At 59.5% G+C, this 21,629-nt stretch carries 21 protein-coding genes; 17 read left to right on the top strand and 4 right to left on the bottom strand.

Features of this window, described 5'->3' with window-relative positions; genetic code table 11:
* Positions 1–59: 59 nt before the first annotated feature.
* The 11 genes from KO492_RS12490 (at position 60) to lpxB (ending at position 11,069) form a co-directional block, all read left to right on the top strand.
* Positions 60–818 carry an isoprenyl transferase gene (locus tag KO492_RS12490; protein ID WP_216045270.1) on the top strand — a complete coding sequence of 253 codons (759 nt, stop codon included), beginning with the start codon at positions 60–62 and terminating at the stop codon, positions 816–818.
* Positions 815–1,504, top strand: coding sequence for a phosphatidate cytidylyltransferase (locus KO492_RS12485; RefSeq protein ID WP_303578334.1), 690 nt, complete (start codon positions 815–817; stop codon positions 1,502–1,504). The genes KO492_RS12490 and KO492_RS12485 overlap by 4 nt, the downstream gene beginning before the upstream one ends.
* A 7-nt stretch (positions 1,505–1,511) precedes the next feature.
* Entirely contained in the window at positions 1,512–2,684 is a 1,173-nt protein-coding gene (gene dxr / locus KO492_RS12480) for a 1-deoxy-D-xylulose-5-phosphate reductoisomerase (protein WP_216045269.1), read from the top strand.
* A 14-nt stretch (positions 2,685–2,698) separates the two neighbouring features.
* Positions 2,699–4,045 carry an RIP metalloprotease RseP gene (gene rseP / locus KO492_RS12475; protein ID WP_216045268.1) on the top strand — a complete coding sequence of 449 codons (1,347 nt, stop codon included), beginning with the start codon at positions 2,699–2,701 and terminating at the stop codon, positions 4,043–4,045.
* A 190-nt stretch (positions 4,046–4,235) separates the two neighbouring features.
* The gene (locus KO492_RS18815; RefSeq protein WP_269446547.1) at positions 4,236–4,367 is read left to right on the top strand and encodes a hypothetical protein; all 132 of its coding nucleotides are present in this window, start codon (positions 4,236–4,238) and stop codon (positions 4,365–4,367) included.
* A 285-nt stretch (positions 4,368–4,652) separates the two neighbouring features.
* Positions 4,653–7,019 (top strand): outer membrane protein assembly factor BamA, encoded by a 2,367-nt coding sequence (gene bamA, locus KO492_RS12470; RefSeq protein ID WP_216045267.1) that lies wholly within the window; start codon positions 4,653–4,655, stop codon positions 7,017–7,019.
* A 1-nt stretch (position 7,020) separates the two neighbouring features.
* A complete protein-coding gene (locus KO492_RS12465; protein WP_216045266.1) occupies positions 7,021–7,659 on the top strand; it encodes an OmpH family outer membrane protein in 639 nt (212 codons plus the stop codon).
* A gap of 196 nt (positions 7,660–7,855) precedes the next feature.
* Complete coding sequence (gene fabZ, locus KO492_RS12460) at positions 7,856–8,323, top strand: 3-hydroxyacyl-ACP dehydratase FabZ (protein WP_216045265.1); 468 nt, start codon at positions 7,856–7,858, stop codon at positions 8,321–8,323.
* Between the two features lie 10 nt (positions 8,324–8,333).
* A complete protein-coding gene (gene lpxA, locus KO492_RS12455) occupies positions 8,334–9,134 on the top strand; it encodes an acyl-ACP--UDP-N-acetylglucosamine O-acyltransferase (RefSeq protein WP_216045264.1) in 801 nt (266 codons plus the stop codon).
* 4 nt (positions 9,135–9,138) lie between these two features.
* Positions 9,139–9,921 carry an LpxI family protein gene (locus KO492_RS12450; protein ID WP_216045263.1) on the top strand — a complete coding sequence of 261 codons (783 nt, stop codon included), beginning with the start codon at positions 9,139–9,141 and terminating at the stop codon, positions 9,919–9,921.
* Positions 9,918–11,069 (top strand): lipid-A-disaccharide synthase, encoded by a 1,152-nt coding sequence (gene lpxB, locus KO492_RS12445; RefSeq protein WP_216045262.1) that lies wholly within the window; start codon positions 9,918–9,920, stop codon positions 11,067–11,069. The genes KO492_RS12450 and lpxB overlap by 4 nt, the downstream gene beginning before the upstream one ends.
* A 66-nt stretch (positions 11,070–11,135) precedes the next feature.
* Here lpxB and mnmA read toward each other — a convergent pair whose 3' ends face one another.
* Positions 11,136–12,281 (bottom strand): tRNA 2-thiouridine(34) synthase MnmA, encoded by a 1,146-nt coding sequence (mnmA, locus tag KO492_RS12440; protein WP_216045261.1) that lies wholly within the window; start codon positions 12,279–12,281, stop codon positions 11,136–11,138.
* Between the two features lie 127 nt (positions 12,282–12,408).
* On the opposite strand from mnmA, the gene sciP reads away from it, so the two are divergent.
* The 5 genes from sciP to KO492_RS18810 all read left to right on the top strand — a co-directional run bounded on the left by sciP (position 12,409) and on the right by KO492_RS18810 (position 18,154).
* The gene (gene sciP, locus KO492_RS12435; RefSeq protein WP_216045260.1) at positions 12,409–12,687 is read left to right on the top strand and encodes a CtrA inhibitor SciP; all 279 of its coding nucleotides are present in this window, start codon (positions 12,409–12,411) and stop codon (positions 12,685–12,687) included.
* A 117-nt stretch (positions 12,688–12,804) separates the two neighbouring features.
* Positions 12,805–13,521: a response regulator transcription factor CtrA gene (ctrA, locus tag KO492_RS12430; protein WP_216045259.1), complete on the top strand. Its 717-nt coding sequence runs from the start codon at positions 12,805–12,807 to the stop codon at positions 13,519–13,521.
* Between the two features lie 146 nt (positions 13,522–13,667).
* Entirely contained in the window at positions 13,668–15,809 is a 2,142-nt protein-coding gene (gene ligA / locus KO492_RS12425) for an NAD-dependent DNA ligase LigA (RefSeq protein WP_216045258.1), read from the top strand.
* Positions 15,810–15,816: 7 nt separating this feature from the next.
* Positions 15,817–17,910: an ATP-dependent DNA helicase RecG gene (recG, locus tag KO492_RS12420; protein WP_216045257.1), complete on the top strand. Its 2,094-nt coding sequence runs from the start codon at positions 15,817–15,819 to the stop codon at positions 17,908–17,910.
* A 121-nt stretch (positions 17,911–18,031) separates the two neighbouring features.
* Positions 18,032–18,154: a hypothetical protein gene (locus tag KO492_RS18810; RefSeq protein WP_289847585.1), complete on the top strand. Its 123-nt coding sequence runs from the start codon at positions 18,032–18,034 to the stop codon at positions 18,152–18,154.
* Between the two features lie 202 nt (positions 18,155–18,356).
* On the opposite strand, the gene KO492_RS12415 is transcribed toward KO492_RS18810, so the two are convergent.
* Entirely contained in the window at positions 18,357–18,821 is a 465-nt protein-coding gene (locus KO492_RS12415; protein ID WP_216045256.1) for an iron-sulfur cluster assembly scaffold protein, read from the bottom strand.
* A gap of 64 nt (positions 18,822–18,885) precedes the next feature.
* On the opposite strand from KO492_RS12415, the gene hisI reads away from it, so the two are divergent.
* Positions 18,886–19,266 (top strand): phosphoribosyl-AMP cyclohydrolase, encoded by a 381-nt coding sequence (hisI, locus tag KO492_RS12410; protein ID WP_216045255.1) that lies wholly within the window; start codon positions 18,886–18,888, stop codon positions 19,264–19,266.
* Between the two features lie 50 nt (positions 19,267–19,316).
* On the opposite strand, the gene gluQRS is transcribed toward hisI, so the two are convergent.
* Complete coding sequence (gene gluQRS / locus KO492_RS12405) at positions 19,317–20,183, bottom strand: tRNA glutamyl-Q(34) synthetase GluQRS (RefSeq protein ID WP_216045254.1); 867 nt, start codon at positions 20,181–20,183, stop codon at positions 19,317–19,319.
* Complete coding sequence (gene trmFO, locus KO492_RS12400) at positions 20,183–21,529, bottom strand: methylenetetrahydrofolate--tRNA-(uracil(54)-C(5))-methyltransferase (FADH(2)-oxidizing) TrmFO (protein WP_216045253.1); 1,347 nt, start codon at positions 21,527–21,529, stop codon at positions 20,183–20,185. Before trmFO ends, gluQRS begins: the two co-directional genes overlap by 1 nt.
* Between the last annotated feature and the right edge of the window lie 100 nt (positions 21,530–21,629).

The raw sequence follows: 21,629 nt of genomic DNA, 5'->3' as shown, positions 1-21,629 counted from the left end.
GGAACATGTCTGAAACGCGGGAATACCGCGTTTCGGACGATTGTATTTTGAGAGGCGCGATGAGCGAGACAAGCCCATCAAATTCAGGCCCTTCCGGTTCCGGAGAGGCGAATGCGGGCGGTCCGACCCATGTTGCCGTGATTATGGATGGCAACGGTCGCTGGGCACAGTCTCGCGGCAAGCCGCGGCTTTTCGGACACCATGCTGGGGCCAAGCGGGTCAAGGAAATCGTGCGCGCCTGTCCCGATCTGGGCGTGGAATACCTGACCATCTTTGCCTTTTCGACAGAGAACTGGAAACGCACCCAGACCGAAGTCTCCGGTCTCATGTCCCTGTTCCGCCGCTATATTCAAGGCGAGATGAAAGGGCTTGTGGCCGAAGGTGTGCGCGTGCGCTTCATCGGTGACCGCGTGCGGCTCGACAAGAAACTCATCCGGTTGATGGACGAGCTTGAAGAGGTCACAAAAGAGAACAGCCGCGTCCATTTGACCATTGCGATCAATTACGGAGGGCGCGACGAGGTCTCCCGCGCGGTCAAGGATCTGGCGCATGATGTGGCGCAGGGCAAACTCGATCCCGATACAGTTGATGAAACCACGCTGACACGCTATCTCGACACGCGCGTTCTGCCGGACCCCGATCTGGTCATTCGCACCTCGGGCGAGGCACGGATTTCCAACTTTCTGCTCTGGCAGTCGGCCTATTCCGAATATGAATTCATCGACACGCTCTGGCCGGATTTCACGGCAGAGGTCTTTGCCGAATGCGTATCGCGCTATGCGGGCCGTGACCGGCGCTTTGGCGGGGTGAAATCGTGAGTGTAAATTCTCCCAAAACCGGCAAATGGCGCGATCTGATGCCCCGTCTCCTGTCGGCGGTGGTGATGGTCGCTGTCGGACTTGGCGCCGTGCTGACCTCACATCTGGCCTTTAGCGGTCTTGTGGCCGTTGTTGGTCTCGTCGGCTTGTGGGAACTCTGGCGCATGTGGCAGGTGAAACAGGCCACGGGGGTGACGGCGGGAGATCGCAATGCGCTGCTGGCCTATCTGGCTGTGCTGGTGCTGGGCTGTCTCGGCCTTGTGACCCTGTCTGCGGAGGGCGGGCGGGCGCTTTTGCTCTATGTCATCGGCTTGGTCGTGGTGACGGATTCCATGGGCTATCTGGTCGGCAAGACCTTGGGCGGTCCGAAATTCTGGCCGCGCATCAGCCCGAACAAGACATGGTCTGGCGTTCTGGGCGGCTGGATCGGGGCAGGGGTGCTGGGCTATTTCTGCCATCCCTTCATGCCCGAAGGACTTGTGCGCCTGTGGTTCTTTGTCACTTCCTCGATGATCCTGTCCTTTGCCTCGCAGCTGGGCGATATGGCCGAAAGCGGGTTGAAGCGTCGCATGGGCGTCAAGGACAGTTCCAATATCATCCCCGGACACGGGGGAGTGCTCGACCGGTTCGATGCGCTTCTGGCGCTTGGGGCGCTGGCCTTTATCCTCGATGTGATCTTCGGCTGAGGCAGATATGCGACGCATTTCCATTTTCGGTGCTACGGGGTCCATCGGGCAATCGACCATCGATCTGATCCGCCGTGATCGTGCGGCCTATGACGTGGTGGCCCTGACCGGCGGCGGCAATATCGATCTGCTGGCGAAAGACGCGATTGAACTGGGCGCGGATGTGGCGGTCACCGCCTATGAGGACCGGCTTGGCGATCTCAAGGCCGCACTTTCGGGTTCCGGTGTTCAGGCCGCCGCCGGTGCGCAGGCCTTGCTCGAAGCGGCGGATCGTGAGGCCGACTGGATCATGTCCGCCATTGTCGGCTCTGCCGGTCTCGCGCCGGGTCTGCACGCGCTGCGCCACGGCACTACGCTGGCGCTTGCGAACAAGGAAAGCCTTGTCACCGCAGGCCCGCTGCTCATGCGCACCGCCCAAGGACACGGCGCGCGGGTTCTGCCCGTGGACAGCGAACATTCCGCTGTGTTTCAGGGGCTTGTGGGCGAGGATCAATCCGAGGTCGAGCGCGTCATCATCACCGCATCTGGCGGCCCGTTCCGCGACTGGTCTCTGGAGCGCCTCGAAGGGGCCACGCTGGCGCAGGCCTGCAAACACCCGTCTTGGGACATGGGGCAGAGGATCACGATTGATTCCGCCTCCATGTTCAACAAGGCGCTCGAAATCATTGAGACCAAAGAATATTTCGGATTTGACCCCGATCAGATCGAAGTGCTCGTGCATCCCGGTTCCTACGTTCACGCGCTGGTGGGGTTTCGCGACGGGGCCTTGATGGCGCATATGGGGGCGCCCGACATGCGCCACGCCATCGGCTACGCGCTGCACTGGCCGGAGCGCCGCGATCTACCGGTGGCGCGGCTTGATCTGGCGAAGGTTGGCCAGTTGCGTTTCGAAGCCCCTGACGAGACCCGTTTTGTGCCGCTGCGGCTGGCCCGCGAGGTGATGGAGACCGGCGGTCTGGCTGGTGCCGTGTTCAATGCCGCAAAAGAGGCGGCTTTGGACCATTTCATTGCCGGAAAGATCGGGTTTCTCGACATGGCGCGCCTTGTCGAACAGGTGCTCAATCAAATGTCAGTGGATGTGAGACTGGACGCGGGCAGCTTGAGCTTGGACAATGTGCTTGCAGCCGATAAAGAAGCCAGAGCCCGCGTGGCGGCCTTGCAGCCCGCGTTGAAAAAATAAGGAAGACCCGTTTTATGGATGTAACCAGTCTTGTGAGCAGTCTCGGCGGCACCGCCTTTACGCTCGTGTTTTTCATTGTCGCCCTGTCGATCATCGTCACGGTGCATGAATACGGCCATTACATCGTCGGACGCTGGTCCGGCATCCGCGCGGATGTGTTTTCCCTCGGTTTCGGCAAGCCGCTCTGGCAACGCACCGACAAACGCGGCACGGTCTGGCAGATTGCGGCCCTACCGTTCGGCGGCTATGTGAAATTCGCAGGCGACGCCAATGCAGCCTCCGCCCCTGACGCCCATGCGGTCGAAGGCATGAGCGAGGACGAGGCCCGCCACACCATGCCTGGTGCACCTTTGTGGGCGCGCACACTCACCGTGGCCGCCGGTCCGGTGTTCAACTTTATCTTTTCCTTCATCGTCTTCACCATCTTCGTGCTGATCGCAGGCAAGGCCACCGATACGCTGGTCGTCGATGAAATCTCCCCCGTGCCCTTTGAAGTCGGCATCGAGTCCGGCGACGAAATCCTTGCCATCAACGGGCTGAATATTCCCGAGCCGACCGAGCTGATGGAGGTTCTCGAAGAGCTGCCTCGCACGGCACAGGTCACCTACACAGTGATGCGCAATGGCGAGGAACTGGCGGTGGTGGGGGCCTATCCCTATCCGGTGATCGTCTCGGGCATCTCCCCGAAATCTGCGGCGCGGGATGCGGGGATCAAGACAGGAGATGTCATCACGCAACTCGACGGGCAGGACATCCATACGTTCTGGGACTTGCAGGACTATGTCACCAGCCATGACGGCGCGCCGATGACCCTGACGGTCTGGCGCAACACGGATGCCGGTGGCGAGACCTACGAGACCACTCTGGAGCCGCGCCGCCGTGATCTGCCGCTGCCGGACGGGGAGTTCGAGACCCGCTGGCTCATCGGCATCACCGGCGGTCTTTTGTTCTCCGTGGGCACCGAACCTGTCGGTCTGGGCGAAGCAATTGTCGCGGGGGCGCAGGGCGTCTGGCGGATTATTGTCACCTCGCTCTCCGGCATGGCGCATATGATCACAGGCGCGATTTCCGCCTGTAACCTCTCCGGTCCCGTGGGGATTGCCGAAGTGGTCTCCACCTCTGCTGCTGACGGGGTGGCCAGCTTCCTGTCCACCGTGGCGTTGCTCTCCACCGCAATCGGGCTGATGAACCTCTTCCCGATTCCGGTGCTCGATGGCGGGCATCTGGTGTTCTACGCCTATGAAGCGGTGCGCGGCAAACCTCTGCCGGATCGTGCGGTGGGCGTGATGATGACCATCGGCATGGCCGTGATTCTGGGATTTATGGTGCTGGGACTGGGATCGGACCTGTTCTGTAAGTAATCCGCTGTATTTCATTAAGATTGTTGCCGGATTTCACAAAGAAAACCGGCAGTTCATCCAAATATCGCCACATTCAGCGCCTATCCCGTCATCAAGGCGGGCAGGGCAAAAGCCTCGACCGTCTTGATCCTGTGGAGGCGGGGCGCTGTCAGCGGTTCGACCTCCTCTCGAAGAAGGTGAGGACCACGATATGACCACATTGCGTGCAGGCTATGAAAGCGTTCATGAACTTGTCGATCTGAACTGGGATCGTCTGCTCTATGCCGCCACCATTGTTGTGGCGCTGGTGGCCGGTTCGTTCTTCGGTCAGCTGTTTCTGTAACACGGCGCCGCCGGTTGAGGCGCAGGGGTTGCTGCATGGAGTGCCGCGTGGATCGATGCGGACAAGGCCCTGAAATAGGCCCGCGTCACCTGTCGGATGCGTGCAAATCTGTGTGAAGCCGGAAACCGATAAACTCGACTCCAACGCAAGAACTGGGGCTTTCGCACTCTGCGAGGGCCTTTATGCTGTGTGCCTCGGGCGGCGAATTGTGCGCGAACGCTTTTGACAAGGCGCCGTATTGCCGTTACTCAGCTTATAACTTGTGGGAATTTCGAGAAAGCTGACATGCTCTCAATGAATCATCGTTCGACCCGCGTAAAGCCACGTCTTGCCCGTGCTTTTGCGCTTTCATTCGCGGCTTTTGCTGTCACCTCCGTCTCTTACACCGTGTTTCCGGCACCGGCTGAGGCTCAGTCCTACCGTTTCACCAATGTGGTGGTCGAAGGGAACGCGCGGGTGTCTTCGGGAACGATCCTGTCCTATGCGGGAATCAGCCGTGGTCAATCCGTGTCCGGCGGCGAGTTGAACGATGCCTACCAGAAGGTTCTGGGCTCCGGTCTCTTCGAAACCGTCGAGTTCGTCCCCAGTGGCAACACGCTTGTGATCAAAGTGACCGAGTTTCCGGTCGTGTCGCGGATCTCCATCGAAGGCAACCGCAAGGTCAGCGACGATGCACTGATGTCCGTGCTCACCACCAAGGTGCGCGGCGTCTATTCGCCCTCCGATGCGGAGGCCGATGCCGCCAACATGACCAAGATGTATGAGGCGAAGGGGCAACTCGTCGCCACAGTGACGCCGAAAATCATCCGTCGCTCCGACAACCGCGTGGACGTGGTGTTTGAAGTGACCGAGGGCAAAGGCGTCGAGATCGAGCGTCTGAGCTTTGTCGGCAACCGCAATTATTCCGACTCGCGTCTGCGCCGTGTGCTTGAAACCAAACAGGCCGGTGCCCTGCGTTTCATCATCGGGCGTGACACCTACACCGAAGACCGGATCCAGTTCGACAAACAGGTTCTCACGGATTTCTACACATCGCGTGGTTATATCGATTTTCAGGTGCTCAATGTTGCCGCCGAGTTCTCGCGCGAGCGCAACGCCTATTTCCTGACCTTCAACGTGCGCGAAGGGCAGAAATACGAATTCGGCAATATCACGGTCTCGTCCGAGATCGCCGAGGCGCTTGAAGAAGACTTTGCCAAGGTCAATAAAATCCGCTCCGGACAGACCTATTCGCCGCTTGCCGTGGAAAACAGCATCGACCGGATGGAAGCGCTGGCCCTGAAAAAGGGCATCGACTTCCTGCGCGTCGAGCCGGTTGTGACCCGCAACCAGCGCAGCCAGACCCTCGACATCGAGTTCAAACTGACACGCGGGCCGCGTGTGTTTGTCGAACGGATCGATATCGAAGGCAACCAGACCACGCTTGACCGTGTGGTGCGCCAGAAATTCAAAGTGGTTGAAGGCGACCCGTTCAACCCGCGCCAGATCCGCGCCTCTGCTGAACGTATCCGCGCGCTTGGCTTCTTCTCGAATGCCGATGTCGAGACCCGTCAGGGCTCCGCACCCGACCAGATGATTGTCGATGTGAACGTGACCGAAAAGCCCACCGGCTCTTTCACCTTCGGCGGCAACTATTCCGTGTCGGACGGGGCAAACCTGATCGCGTCCTTTAGCGAGGCGAACTTTCTGGGTCGCGGGCAGAGCCTGTCCTTCAGCTTGACCACCGATATTGATGACGGCAGCCTGTCGTTCAACTTTGTCGAACCGGCCTTCCTTGGCCGCGATGTGGCCTTTGGCTTTTCGGCAGGTCTGGGCACGTCGCAACCGTCCTATGCGGAATACAATATCGAACGCGCTTATGTCTCGCCGCGTCTGACCTTCCCCGTGTCTGAGCATGGCAGCCTGACGCTCAACTACCGTGCAGAGATGGCGCGTATCACCGATGATGACGATTATTGGGAAGACGATTACAGTTCTTACAGTGATTACTATGCATCCCAAATCAATGCTGACATAGCTGACGGTTGGGAAACCACAAGCTCGATCGGCTATTCCTACAGCTACGACACACGGCGGAGCGGCTTGTCCACCAATTCGGGCATCCTGTTCAAATTCGGTCAGGATTTTGCCGGTCCTGTCGGGGGCGACATCAGCTATACAAAAACCTCTTTCGAGCTGACGGGCCGGACCAAGGTCTGGAACGAAGAAATCACCCTAATGGCGACGCTTGAGGGCGGTATTCTGGATGCGGGCGACGATTCCAGCGTTGCAAACCGTTATTTCAACAGTTCCTCTATCATCCGCGGGTTTGAAACCGGTGGGATTGGTCCGCGCTCGGAAACAAACGATGCGGCACTTGGCGGCGACTACTATGCAGTAGCCCGTCTGGATGCGCAGTTCCCTCTGGGGCTGCCCGAAGAATACGGATTGAGCGGTGGTCTCTTCTTTGACTATGGCTCCGTCTGGGGGCTGGATGACACGGATGGCATCTACAGTGGATCCGAGGATCTGCATTGGCGTTCCGTGATCGGGGCTTCGGTCTTCTGGACGACGCCTCTGGGGCCGTTGCGCTTCAACTTCTCCAAGGCGCTTCAAAAAGAAGACTATGACGAGGAACAGACCTTCGATCTGACCATCTCCACGAGCTTCTGAGATGTTTCTGCGCAGGGTTTCGCTGGCCGTCCTGTTCGCTCTGGGTGCTACGGCACTGTGCGCACAGGATGCGCCGCAGGGCTCGGATGATGCCGCGGAAACGGCGGAAAGCCGTGAGGTCTCCGCGTCATCTGGCACGAAACTGGTCTTTCCGGTTCTGGTTTTCGACCGCTCCCGTGTGCTGAGCCAGAGTGTGGCGGGGCAGGCGCTTGAGGCCGAGATTGAAGAGGCCCGCGCAGCGATTCTGGCGGAAAACGAACAGATCTATGCCGACCTCGAAACCGAAGAGCAGGAGATCGCCGACGCCAAACCGCTGATGAGCGAAGAGGCGTTTCGCATCCGTGCGCAGGAATTCGACACCAAGGTGACCGAAGCCCGCAGCGCACAGGACCAGAAAGCCCGCGACATCCAGACGCTCTATGACGACAGGATCGGCGAGATCGAGCAGAAGATGAACGACGCGCTGGCCACCATCGCGCGTGATCTCGGTGCGGTCGTGGTGTTTGAACGCGGACAGGTCTATCTGATGAACGGAGCGATCGACATTTCCCGTCTGGTGATCGAGAAACTCGACGAGGATTTGGCCGAGGACACGGATACAGCGCCCGCAGATCAGGATACGGCGCCTTCTGAGGACTGAGCCTCCCGCAGACCTGAACAGAGCGGCAAGAGCGCCTCGCCCTGCTTGTCACCCCGAACCTCTGTTGATAGGTAGTAAGCCAGCATTTCTGTCCCCCGAGCATTTCAGGGGCAAGAGGGCCGAGCGGATCGCCACACCTTGCGGCCCGCCGGTTGCACGAGAAAGACAACAAGACAATGAAGCCCGGGGAAGACATATGACCGAGAGCACCAAGCCGACCATTGCAGATATCGACCTGATCCAGCGCATCCTGCCGCACCGCTATCCGTTCTTGCTTGTGGACCGTGTGGTGGATATCGACTGCCCGAATTCCTGCACCGGCATCAAGAATGTGACCTTTAACGAGCCGCATTTTCAGGGCCATTTCCCCGGCCAGCCGGTTATGCCCGGCGTGACAATCGTCGAAGCCATGGCCCAGACCGCCGCCGTCATGGTGGGCGTGCACATGGATCTGGCCGACAAGGAATTCAACGTCTATTTCATGAACATCGACGGGGTGAAATTCCGCCGCAAAGTCGTGCCGGGTGACCAGCTCAAGATGCATGTCACCGTGAAACGGGGCGGCGGCAAGGTCTGGAAATTCGATGGCCGCGCCGAGGTTGATGGCGAACTGGCCTGTCAGGCCGAATTTACCGCGATGATGGATTTGACGCCCAAGGCGTAAGGACAGGACCATGAGCACCATTCACCCCAGCGCCCGCATTCATCCGTCTTCCGTGATCGAAGAGGGCGCCGTGATCGGTGCGGATGTGGAGATCGGGCCGTTCTGCCTGATCGGTCCGGAGGTCCGGCTTGCAGACCGCGTGGTGATCAAATCCCACGCGGTGATCACCGGCGACACCGAGATTGGCGAGGACACCACTGTGTTCCAGTTCGCCTCCATCGGGGAAATTCCGCAAGACCTCAAATTCAAGGGCGAAAAGACCCGCCTTGTCATCGGCAAGCGCAACCGCATCCGCGAATATGTGACCATGAACACCGGCACAGAGGGCGGCGGTGGCGTGACCCGCGTGGGGGATGACTGCCTGCTGATGGCTTCCGCCCATGTGGCCCATGACGCGCAGATCGGGGATCGGGTGATTCTGGTCAATTCGGTCGCCGTGGCCGGCCATTGTGTCATCGAGGATGATGTGATCATCGGCGGTCTGTCCGGCATCCACCAATGGGTGCGGATCGGGCAGGGGGCCATCGTGGGCGCTCTCTCTATGGTCACCTCCGATGTGCTGCCGCATGCGCTGGTGCAAGGCCCGCGTGCCGAGCTGGACGGTCTCAACCTCGTCGGCCTGAAACGCAAAGGCGTGCCGCGCGATGACATCAACCAGCTTCGCGCCGCTTTCCAGATGCTCAAACAGGGTGAAGGCTCTTTCAAGGACCGCGCCCAGCGACTTACGGAAGATTTCGACAGCGATTACGTCTCCCGCATGGTGGCTTTTGTCATGGCAGACAGCGACCGCGGCTTTTTGACCCCGAAGTGATCCCATGACCCGCACCGCGATCATAGCCGGATCAGGCGCGCTGCCACGGCTTCTGGCCGAGGCGCTGAACAATCCTGTCTATGTGACACTGGATCCGGTGGAGGTGCCTGAGGGGATCGAGCATGTCACCGCACGGATCGAAAAGCTGGGGCGGCTTTTCAAGGATTTGAAATCCCGCGATGTCGGTGCGGTCACCTTCGCCGGAGCCATGAGCCGTCCGAAGGTCAACCCCGTGTTGATGGATCGCCACGCGCTGCGCCTCGCCATGTCTCTGGGCAAGGGCGACGATGCGCTGTTGCGCGAGGTTCTGGCGCTTTTCGAGGATCAGGGCTTTCTCGTCCGTGGTGCAACCGAAATCCGGCCCGATCTGGTGCTGGAACCCGGTGTGATCTGGGGCCGCAAACCGACCCATCAGGACGAGGAAGACTCCGCCCGCGCCCAAGCCGTTCTGGATGCGCTCGGGCCGTTGGATGTCGGACAGGGCGCGGTCTGTGCGGGCGGGCAGATGCTTGGCATCGAAACGCTTCAGGGCACCGATGCCATGCTGGCGTTTGTCGCGCAGACTCCCGCCCATTTGCGACGAGCCAATGGAGTCTTTGTCAAAGCGCCGAAACAGGGGCAGGATATGCGGATTGATGTGCCGACCATCGGGTTGTCCACCATCGAGGCGGTGATCGAGGCCGGTCTTGGCGGGTTGGTGATCCCCTCGGGGGAGGTGATCGTGTTGGATCGTGACGCCGTCGAGGCGCGTGTAAAAGAGGCAGGACTGTTCCTGAAAGCGCAATGACACTCAAGGTTTTCGTAATCGCGGGCGAACCTTCCGGCGACCGTCTTGGCGGGGCCGTCATGGCGGGGCTGTCCGCTCTGGCGGATGATGTGGCGTTTCGCGGTGTGGGCGGCGCGGCGATGGCGGAGGCGGGGCTTGTTAGCCAGTTTCCCATGTCCGAACTGTCTCTCATGGGGATTGCGGAAATCCTGCCGAAATATTTCCATCTCAAGCGCCGTATCCGCGAAGTGGCCGAGGCCATTCTCGACTGGCAACCGGATGTGGTTGTCACCATCGACAGCCCTGATTTCTGCCTGCGCGTGGCCGATCTTGTGAAGGCACGCTCGGACATTCGCATTTGCCACTATGTTGCGCCAACGGTCTGGGCCTGGCGTCCGGGACGGGCGGGCAAGCTCGCGAAACGTGTGGATCAGCTTTTGGCGCTCTTTCCTTTCGAGCCGCCCTATTTCGAGAAAGAGGGGCTGCGCTGCGATTTCGTCGGTCATCCTGTGGCGACAGAGGAACTGGCCTCTGACCAAGAGGTTGCCGATTTTCGTGCCCGACACGGGATTGGCACGGAGCCTCTTGTTCTGATCCTACCCGGATCGCGCAAGAGCGAGGTCTGGATGCTTGCCATGCTCTTTGCCGAGGCGATGGGGCATTTCTCGCAGCATCATCCGAAGGCGCGCTATGTCCTGCCGATGGCGCAGAATGTCGAAAATGTGGTGCGGCGTGTGGTGAAGAGCGATTGGCCGGTTCAGCCGATCCTGATTGAAGCCTCGGACAAGGCGGAGAAGGCCGCCGCCTTCCGTGCCGCAGATGTGGCGCTTGCGGCCTCTGGCACCGTGTCTCTGGAGCTTGCCGCCAATGACACGCCGATGGTGATTGCCTACCGGATGAATCGGCTCACAGAAATGATCATCAAGCGCAAGCTGCTGATCGACACGGTGACTTTGGTGAATCTGGTCTCGGAAACCCGTGTCGTGCCGGAGTTTCTCGGAAGAGATTGCATCCCGCAGAAAATCGCGGCCTCTTTGTCCCATGTGCTCAACACAGGCGATGACCAACGCGCGGCGATGAAACTGACGATGGAGCGCTTGGGCCGCGGGCAGGAAGATCCGGGTCTCAGGGCCGCACGCGCCATTCTTGACGGGATTGCGCAGGGCTGAGCGGTTGGCGTGTGTAGAGGCGCGCCCCGATTGGGACGCACGCTCTTTTCGGATCATCAGAAACGATTAATGCCCGCGCCAGATCCAGCCGCCGCCAAAGATGCGCGACCCGTCCGGATCGTAGAAGACACAAGCCTGTCCGGGCGAGACGCCTTCTTCGGCCACGACCAGTTCCACCTCCGCCTCGGTGTCCGAAATCGGACGGATGATCGCCTCGCGCGGCGGACGTGTCGAGCGCACCTTGACGTCCAGCACCCATTCCTCGCGTGAGGTGAAAGGCGCGTCACCCAGCCAGTTGATCTCCCGCACGGGGATTTTCCGCGTGGCGAGCATCTCTTTCGGCCCGACGATCACGCGGCGGGTGTCCACATCGAGCTTCACCACATAAAGCGGCTCCGTAAGCCCGCCGATGCCAAGCCCGCGCCGCTGGCCGATCGTGTAATGGATCACGCCCTCATGCGTGCCGCGCACCACACCGTTGTGATCCACGATCTCGCCCGGCTCTGCCGCGCCGGGACGCAGCTTCTCGATCACGGAGGCATAATTGCCGTTGGGCACGAAACAGATGTCCTGACTGTCCGGCTTGTCCGCCACAGACAGCCCGTATTTCGACGCCAGCGCACGGGTCGCATCCTTCGACGGCAAATGCCCCAGCGGAAACCGCAGGTAGTCGAGCTGCTCCGGCGTGGTCGAGAACAGGAAATAGCTCTGGTCACGGTTCGCATCCGCCGCCGAATGAAGCTCCGGCCCGTTTTCGCCCATCTTGCGCTGGATATAGTGCCCCGTCGCCATGCAATCAGCATCCAGATCCTTGGCGGTTTCCAACAGATCCTTGAACTTCACCCGCTCGTTGCAGCGGATGCAGGGCACGGGTGTCGCCCCCGCCAGATAGCTGTCTGCAAATTCGTCAATCACCGCATCCTTGAACACGTTCTCGTAGTCGAGAACATAATGCGGGAACCCCATTTCTTCGGCCACGCGCCGCGCATCGTGAATGTCACGCCCCGCACAACACGCACCCTTCTTGGAAAGTGCCGCGCCGTGATCATAAAGCTGGAGGGTCACGCCCACCACATCATAGCCCTCTTCGGCCAGCTGGGCCGCGACCACAGAGGAATCCACGCCCCCCGACATGGCCACAACCACGCGGGTGTCTTTCGGGGCTTTCGCAAAGCCCAGGGAGTTCAGCGGGTGTGCGCCGTCGTCAAACATGAATAAATCCTTTCGGGAACAGTCCTGCTATATAAGAAAATTGGAACTATTCTCAAGGGGCGGCTTCACTCCCCATTAAGAGGATTGCGGCACAAAGGCTGTGCAATTCAAGATGAGGGTGAGTTCCATGTATCTTAAAAAAGTTGATGGTCCGCGTGCCGTGACCCTTCCCGACGGGTCGATCCTGACCAGAGCCGACCTTCCCCCGAAAGAAACCCGCCGCTGGGTGGCCTCTCGCAAGGCGCTTGTGGTTAAAGGCGTGGTTTACGGGCTGATTCCCCTGTCGGAAGCCCTGAAAACCTACGGATTGTCCGAAGAGGAGTTCAATTCGTGGAAAAATGCCATTTCCGAACATGGCGAAGCCGCTTTGAAGGCCACGGCACTGCAAAAATATCGACAACCTTGAGGTGAGGACACGAAAAGTTTATTTCTGGTAACGGGTAGTTAACTATTTTTGAGCACCTTTCATTTCATCGAACGCCACAAAAACAAATTTGGAAGATTCTAACGGAGACACAGAACCATGCGCATTTTGCTGGTCGAAGACGATCCCACCACCTCCAAGAGCATCGAACTGATGCTGTCCCACGCCAACCTGAATGTTTACACGACGGACCTTGGTGAAGAGGGGATCGATCTCGCAAAACTTTATGATTACGATTTGATTCTTTTGGACCTCGGCCTGCCGGATATGCACGGCCATGAGGTGTTGCGGCAATTGCGGCTGGCACGGATCGAAACGCCGATCCTGATTCTGTCTGGAGCCGATGACACCGAGAACAAGATCAAGGGATTCGGCTTTGGCGCGGATGACTACCTGACCAAACCGTTCCACCGCGAAGAGCTTGTGGCACGCATCCATGCCATCATTCGCCGCTCGAAGGGACATTCCCAATCCGTCATCCGCACCGGCAAGATCGAGGTCAATCTCGACGGCAAAAACGTCACGGTCGGCGGTAAACCGGTGCATCTGACGGGCAAGGAATACCAGATGCTCGAACTGCTCTCCCTGCGCAAGGGCACGACACTGACCAAGGAGATGTTCCTCAACCACCTCTACGGCGGCATGGACGAGCCGGAACTCAAGATTATTGACGTGTTCATCTGCAAATTGCGCAAGAAACTCGCCAATGCCACCGATGGGGAGAATTACATCGAAACCGTCTGGGGGCGTGGCTATGTGCTGCGTGATCCGGAGCCCCAGTCCGATATGGACGAGCAAATCGCCATTGGCGCCTGAGTGTTTTCCCTGACGGTTTGTTCTGTTCCGATCCGTCAGCTCGTATGATTTGGAGCGTTTTCTCCGTCTCGTGGATATCTACCGACTGGACCTCCCCGTGCGCCTCTCCTAAACCAAGGGAAAGGCATCCTCGGGGAGGTATTTTTATGGCTGACACTGTGGCAGAATCAAAATCTGTCGAGGCATTGACCGAAGCGGAAGCGCGTGTGGAACTGACACGGCTTTCCGAGCGTCTGTCGGGGGCGAATATCGCCTATCACACCGAAGATGCGCCGGTGATGTCGGATGCCGAATATGATGCGCTCAAACGGCGTAATGCAGCCATCGAGGCCCGCTTCCCTCATCTCAAACGCAGCGACAGCCCGAGCGAACAGGTGGGTGCAGCCCCCGCCGAAGGCTTTGGCAAGATCACCCATGCGGTGCGCATGATGTCTCTGGCCAATGCCTTTGACGACGAGGATGTTGTGGAATTCGACCGCTCCGTGCGCAAATATCTCGGCGCACCCGGCGAGATCGCTTATACGGCAGAGCCGAAAATCGACGGGTTGTCCCTGTCCTTGCGCTATGAACAGGGCCGGCTTGTCTCCGCCGCCACGCGCGGCGATGGCGAGGTGGGCGAAAACGTCACCGCCAATGCCCGCACCATCGCCGATATTCCGCAGCAACTGGACGGTGCGCCGGAGGTGCTCGAAGTGCGCGGCGAGGTCTATATGTCCCACACCGATTTCGACGCGCTGAATGCCCGCCATGCCGAACGCGGCGGCAAGACCTTTGCCAATCCGCGCAACGCCGCCGCCGGTTCCTTGCGCCAGCTTGATCCCGAAATCACCCGCGCCCGTCCGCTCAAATTCTTCGCCTACGCATGGGGCGAACTGTCCACACCTCTGGCCGAGACACAGATGGAGGCGATCCATCGTCTCGCAGCACTCGGCTTTCAGACCAACCCGCTGACCAAGCGGTTCACCCGCATTTCCGACCTGCTCGCGCATTATCGGGAAATCGAATCCCAACGCGCCACGCTGGGCTATGACATCGACGGTGTGGTCTACAAGGTGGACAATCTCGAATTGCAACGCCGTTTGGGTTTTCGCTCGACCACGCCCCGTTGGGCCATCGCGCACAAATTCCCTGCCGAACTGGCATGGACGCGGCTTGAGGGCATCGACATTCAGGTTGGCCGCACCGGCGCGCTCTCGCCGGTCGCGCGTCTGAGCCCTGTGACCGTGGGCGGTGTCGTGGTCTCCAGCGCCACGTTGCACAATGAGGATTACATTCAGGGCTACGGCTCGAAAGGCGAGGTCATTCGCCCCGATGAGACGGGACAGCCCAAGGACATTCGCGTCGGTGACTGGGTGCAGGTTTACCGTGCGGGCGATGTGATCCCGAAGGTGGCCGATGTCGATCTTGCCCGACGCAAGTCCGACGCATTGCCATACGTCTTTCCGACCACCTGTCCGGAGTGCGGATCCGATGCCATCCGCGAAGAGGGCGACGCCGTGCGCCGCTGTTCCGGCGGTCTGATCTGTCCGGCGCAGGCGGTGGAGAAACTCAAACATCTGGTGTCGCGCGGAGCCTTCGACATAGAGGGGCTCGGGGCCAAGCAGATCGAGCAATTCTACAAGGATGGCTGGATCAAGGAACCTGCCGATATTTTTGAACTGAAAGAGAAATTCGGCCCGGGAAATATTCAGCAACTCAAGAACCGCGAAGGCTGGGGCGAAAAGTCCGCGCTCAATCTTTTCGACGCCATCGACGCCCGCCGCGACATCCCCTTGGCCAAGCTGATCTTTGGTCTCGGCATCCGTCACGTCGGGGACAGTTCGGCGGGTCTTCTGGCCACGCATTACGGCACATGGAAGGCCTTCGAAACCGCCATGAGTCAAGCCACAGTCGGCACCGGAGACGCCTGGAACGACCTTCTGTCCATCGACGGTGTGGGGGAGGTTATGGCCACCTCGCTCGTTACCGCGTTCCACCAAGAGGCGGAGCGCGCGTCTATCGACAGGTTGGTGGCCCATCTCAATCCGATCGAGGCGGAAAAGCCCAAAAACGATAGCCCTGTCAGCGGGAAAACCGTTGTTTTTACGGGCTCTCTTGAGAAGATGACCCGCGCAGAGGCCAAAGCCCGCGCGGAATCACTGGGCGCAAAGGTCTCCGGTTCGGTCTCTGCCAAAACCGATCTTGTCGTTGCGGGGCCGGGGGCCGGCTCGAAAGAGAAGAAGGCAAAAGACCTCGGAATCGAGGTGATTGACGAAGACGGTTGGCTTGCGCTGATCGGGGATGCATGATCAGCGCATGAGCACGGGACGTCCGGATATTCTTTTCCCCTTGTTTGCGGGGTTGGAAACGCTGTCGGGCGTTGGTCCGAAGACGGCGAAACTCCTGCCAGCGATGGGGGTGGAGCGCCCGCGTGATCTGTTGTTCACCTTGCCCAATGCGGTGGTGGACCGGCGGCGGCGCGACAGTTTGCGCGATGTGTCGCCGGGGATGGTGGCGACGGTCGAAGTCACGGTGCTGCGCCATCAGCCGCCCTCGCGCAAGGGATTGCCCTATCGGGTTTTTGTCGAAGATCGCGAGATTGCCTTTCAGGTCGTGTTTTTTCGCGGCGCGTCGAAATGGATCGAGGCACAGTTGCCTGTGGGCGAGCGCCGTCTCTTGTCCGGCAAGGTCGAGATGTATGACGGCCAGTTCCAGATGCCGCATCCGGATTATATTCTGACGGATGAAGAGGCCGATGAACTGCCGGGGTTCGAGCCGGTCTATCCTTTGACGGCGGGGGTGACGCAGAAAACCATGGCGAAAGCCAGCGCCTCCGCTTTGGAACGCGTGCCCGATTTGGCGGAATGGATTGATCCGGCGCTCAAGTCACGGGAAGGCTGGCCGGATTTCGAGACGGCCTTGTCTCAGGCGCACCGTCCACTCTCCGCCAATGAGGTTTCTCCGACCAGCTCAGCGCGGCAACGGTTGGCTTATGACGAATTGTTTGCCCATCAGGTGACCTTGGCTCTTGCACGCGCACGGGTGCGTCGCGGCAAGGGGCGGGTGAATGAAGGCGACGGGCATTTGCGTGCCAAGGTATTGAAAGATTTGCCATACCGCCCGACCGGCGCACAAAACCGCGCGATGGAAGAGATCGCCGCCGACATGGCCGCGCCGCAGCGGATGAACCGTCTGCTGATGGGCGATGTGGGGTCGGGCAAGACACTGGTGGCTCTGTTTGCGCTGTTGGTCGCGGTCGAAAGCGGCGGGCAGGGGGTTATGATGGCCCCGACAGAAATTCTTGCGCGTCAACATCTTGAAGGGCTCAGACTTCTCGCCGAGAGCGCGGGTGTTGTGCTGGAGTTGTTGACCGGACGGGACAAGGGGCGTGCCCGCGCGGAGAAGATCTCGGCCTTGGAACGTGGCGATATTCATATTCTTGTGGGCACCCACGCCGTGTTTCAGGAGGATGTCACCTATCACGATCTGCGCCTGACCATTATCGACGAGCAGCACCGTTTCGGCGTGGCGCAACGTCTGGCTCTGTCGAAAAAAGGCACGGCGGTGGATGTTCTGGTGATGACGGCCACGCCGATCCCGCGATCCTTGTCTCTGGCGCATTACGGCGACATGGATGTCTCTGTTCTGGATGAAAAACCACCGGGGCGCACGCCGGTGAAAACGGCTTTGAGTTCGATTGAACGGATGGATGAGGTGGTGGCGCATCTGCGCGATGCCATTTCCGACGGGAAGCAGGCCTATTGGGTCTGTCCCTTGGTCGAGGAAAGCGAGCTGGTGGATATGACGGCCGCCGAGGAGCGGTTCAAATATCTGCGCGCGGCCTTGGGTGAGGGGCGTGTCGGTTTGGTTCACGGGCAGATGGCACCTGAGGACAAGGACCGCACCATGGCCGCATTTGCGGCGGGTCGGCTGTCTGTTCTGGTGGCAACCACGGTCATCGAGGTGGGGGTGAATGTGCCGAATGCCTCGATCATGGTGATCGAAGGGGCCGAGCATTTCGGTCTGGCCCAGTTGCACCAGCTCAGAGGACGTGTCGGGCGCGGGGATGTCGCGTCGACCTGTCTGCTCATGTATAAACCACCCTTGACCGAAACCGGACGGCGGCGTCTTGAGATTCTGCGAGAGACAGAGGACGGGTTCCGCATCGCGGAAGAGGATCTGGCGATGCGCGGGGCGGGCGATGTTCTGGGCACGGCGCAATCCGGCCTGCCGCGCTTCCGTGTGGCCGATCTGGAACGGCAATCCGCATTGATGGCTTTAGCCCAGTCGGACGCGCGTAAACTCCTGCATGACGATCCGACGCTGCAAAGCGAACGTGGGAAGGCTGTGCGTGTTCTCCTGTGGTTGATGGGCAAGGATGAGGCGATCCGTTTGATTTCAGTGGGTTAGGCAGTCTGGCAATTTGCGGGAGTCGTTTTGTTCGCAAATGTTCTTAAAAAGTTCTTTACAGGTCGCAATCTATATGAGAACAAAGTAGCAACAAGTCATTAACCTTAATGGTGAGGATGCCATGATCAAAGACCTGAAGTCCGTTGTTGCCCGCTCCCAAGCGACTCTGCTCGAAGACATGCTCGGCGCGGTTGCGCTTTTGGTCATCCTTGTCGGCGGGCTGTCTCTGCCCGCTCTGGTGTGACGCCACTTTCGTGTTTCTGCCTCTGATCTGATCCCGAACCCCGCGTCTGCCTCACGTCTGACCCTTACCTGTTCAGAAGGTGGTTCCCCAACCACCGATACGACGCATCAGATCAACCTGCCGCCGCCTTCGTCCCGAAGTGCGGCGGTTTTTTTATGGTCTCTCGGGGTGAAATGATGTGAGCGCGTCGCAGATCATGCGACTAGACGGTTCGGGTCAACTCGTCAAAGCCCCGACATGTGGCCGTGATCGCCAAGAGGATCGAAGCGTGCCGGTTCTTGAAGGCCCGCGCAGGCAAAAGCGCCTCGAACCCTTCAAACGGGGCAGAGGGGATCGGGCCGTCTTCTTTGAGAAAGGCCGCCAATTCGTCACGGGCGCGCCGGAGTTCGGATTCTGTGCGACCAAGAACGTGACGCCCGAGAACAGAGGCAGAGGCCTGACCCAAGGCACAGGCTTTGACGTCTTGCGCAAAGCGCGTCACGCGCCCGTCTTCGACATCCATATCCACAGTGACAGTGGAGCCACAAAGCGGCGCGCGTTCTTTTACGGAGACCATCGGTGCATCAAGCCGCCCGACATGCGGAATATCAGCCGCCAGCGCCAGAAGCGTGCCGGAATAAAGCTGGGTCAACTCTGCGGGTGACTGTGGGCGTGACTGTGCGGACATGGTTTGCCTTTCAGGATCGAAGCCCATAAATAGGGCAAACGCCCCCGCTTGGAAAGGACAGGTCATGTGCTCCGAAGAGTATTTCGGTAAATTTGATGCCGCTCAACTGAAGTATGACGACAAGGGGCTGATCCCCGCCATCGCACAGGACCATACAAGCGGTGAGGTCCTCATGATGGCCTGGATGAACGAGGCCGCCGTGCGTAAGACCTTGGAAACGGGGAAAGTGACCTATTGGTCGCGGTCACGTCAGGCGTTCTGGATCAAGGGCGAAACCTCCGGCCATGTGCAGAAACTCGTGGATTTCCGCTTTGACTGCGACAGCGATTGCCTCTTGGTTCTGGTCGAGCAAACCGGCGCGGCCTGTCACACCAACCGGCGCTCGTGTTTCTACCGTGCGGTGCGCGATGGCGAGAGTGTCGAGTTGATGAAGCCGATGGAGTGAGTATTTCCGCCATCAGAAAGCACGTGCCGGTTTTCCGATGGATCAAATACTCATAAGCCGATCAGGGCTTTCACCTCGTCAGGGGACAGACCTTCTTCGCGGAATTTGGCGATGGCTTTGGCATCCGCGCGTTTGGCGAGACGTTTGCCGTTTTCATCGCGGATCAGGCGGTGGTGGTGATAGGCGATCTCGGGCAGGTCGAGAAGCGCTTGCAAGAGGCGGTGGATTTGCGTGGCTTCCATCAGATCCGCGCCGCGCACGGCTTCGGTGACGCCTTGGGCCGCGTCGTCGAGCACGACGGAGAGGTGATAGGCAGCGGTGCCGATTTCTTTGCGGGCAAGCACGATGTCGCCAACCCCGTGGATCAGCTGCGCTGCGTCAAGGTGATGGCGACCGGTCTCGTAAGGGCCGGTTTCCTGCCATGACAAGCGGCTGACATCGCCCAGAAGGTCCACTGCTTTGGCTATATCGAGGCGAATGGCCTCGCCCGGATTGAAACTCTCCATCGAACGGGCGCGGCAGATGCCGGGATAGATCACTCCATCTGGACCGAAGTCTTGATGGAGCGGCGCACCTTCCTGTGGTGCGGACATGGCGTTCTGGATGTCGCGGCGGGTGCAGGAGCACGGGTAGATCAACCCCATTTCATCCAGTCTTTGCAGGGCACTTGCGTAAATTTCTTCACGCGCAGTGATATGCAGAACCGGTTCCGGCCAAGTGATCCCGAGCCAGCGCAGATCGGCATAGATCAGGGCCTCCCATTCGGGACGGCAGCGGCTTGTGTCGCCGTCTTCAATTCGTAGGAGGAATTTGCCGTTTCGTTCCTGGGCGCGACGGAAGGCTGTGAGCGCAGAAAAGGCGTGACCCAGATGCAGAGGCCCTGTGGGGCTGGGTGCAAACCGGGTCACGTAGCGCATCAGGATTGGCCTTCAAGCCATTGATTATAGTCTTCTTTGGCGCGATCCGTGTAGCCTTTGTAGCGCTCTTTGCGCCCCTTGCGACCGCCGCGAATCCCGTCCAGAGGCGGGAAAAGGCCGAAGTTTACATTCATCGGCTGGAAGGTCTTGGCTTCCGCACCACCGGTGATGTGATGGATAAGCGCGCCCATAGCGGTGGTGCGCGGTGGCGGTCCCATATCGACACCCGATAGTTCGGCAGCGGCGAGCCGGCCCGCCAAAAGCCCCATCGCGGCGCTTTCCACATAGCCCTCGACGCCCGTGACCTGTCCGGCGAAACGGATATTGGGGCGCGATTTCAGGCGCATCTGGTCGTCGAGAAGTGTGGGCGAGTTGAGGAAAGTGTTGCGATGGATGCCGCCGAGACGCGCGAAACTGGCGTTCTCCAGACCGGGGATCATCTTGAACACTTCGGTCTGTGCGCCGTATTTCATTTTGGTCTGGAAGCCCACGATATTGTAAAGCGTGCCAAGCGCATTGTCGCGGCGCAGTTGCACCACGGCATAGGCCTTTTCTTCGGGCTTGTGCGCGTTGGTGAGGCCAATGGGTTTCATCGGACCGTGACGCAGGGTTTCACGCCCGCGTTCAGCCATGACCTCGATGGGCAGGCATCCGTCAAAATAGCCGGCCGTTTCGCCCTCGTGAAACTCGGTTTTCTCGGCGGCCAGAAGCGCGTCGATGAAGGCTTCATACTGGTCCTTGGTCATCGGACAGTTGAGGTAGGCTTTTTGCTCTTCCTCGGTTTCGCCCTTGTCATAGCGCGACTGCATCCACGCCACGTCCATGTTGATGCTGTCCGCATAGACGATGGGGGCGATGGCGTCGAAAAAGGCCAGACGATCCGTGCCAGTCTCTTTGGCAATCGCCTCGCCAAGCGCGGGGGAGGTCAGCGGGCCGGTGGCGAAAATCCACATGCCTTCCGAGGGTAGATCAGTGATCTCGCCATAGTCCACGGAGACGTTGGGATGGGCTTTGAGCGTGGCTGTGATGTGGTCGGCAAAAGCGTCGCGGTCCACGGCCAAAGCTCCGCCTGCGGGCAGTTTGTGCCTGTCTGCGGCGGACATCACCAGCCCGTTTGCGGCGCGCATCTCCCAATGCAGCAGCCCCACGGCGTTTTGCTCGTCATCATCCGAACGGAAGGAATTGGAGCAGACCATTTCGCCGAAATTGCCCGTCTGATGGGCAAAGGTTCCGACCTCGGGCCGCATTTCATGCAGCACGACTTTGATGCCAAGATTGGCGGCCTGCCACGCGGCTTCGGAGCCAGCCATGCCGCCTCCGACGATGTGAAGTGTTTTCTCTGTCATAGGGCGGGATGTAGCTTGGCTTGGAAGAGGAAGAAAGGGAAAATTTTCCTGTATCGCGAAACAAGTAAAAACCCCACAAGTCGAAACTTGTGGGGCCTTT

This window comes from Celeribacter halophilus, from assembly GCF_018860305.1.
In the GTDB taxonomy this organism is placed as follows: domain Bacteria; phylum Pseudomonadota; class Alphaproteobacteria; order Rhodobacterales; family Rhodobacteraceae; genus Celeribacter; species Celeribacter halophilus_A.
Note: the sequence above shows the minus strand (reverse complement) of the source record. Positions and strands in the feature narration are given on the sequence as shown.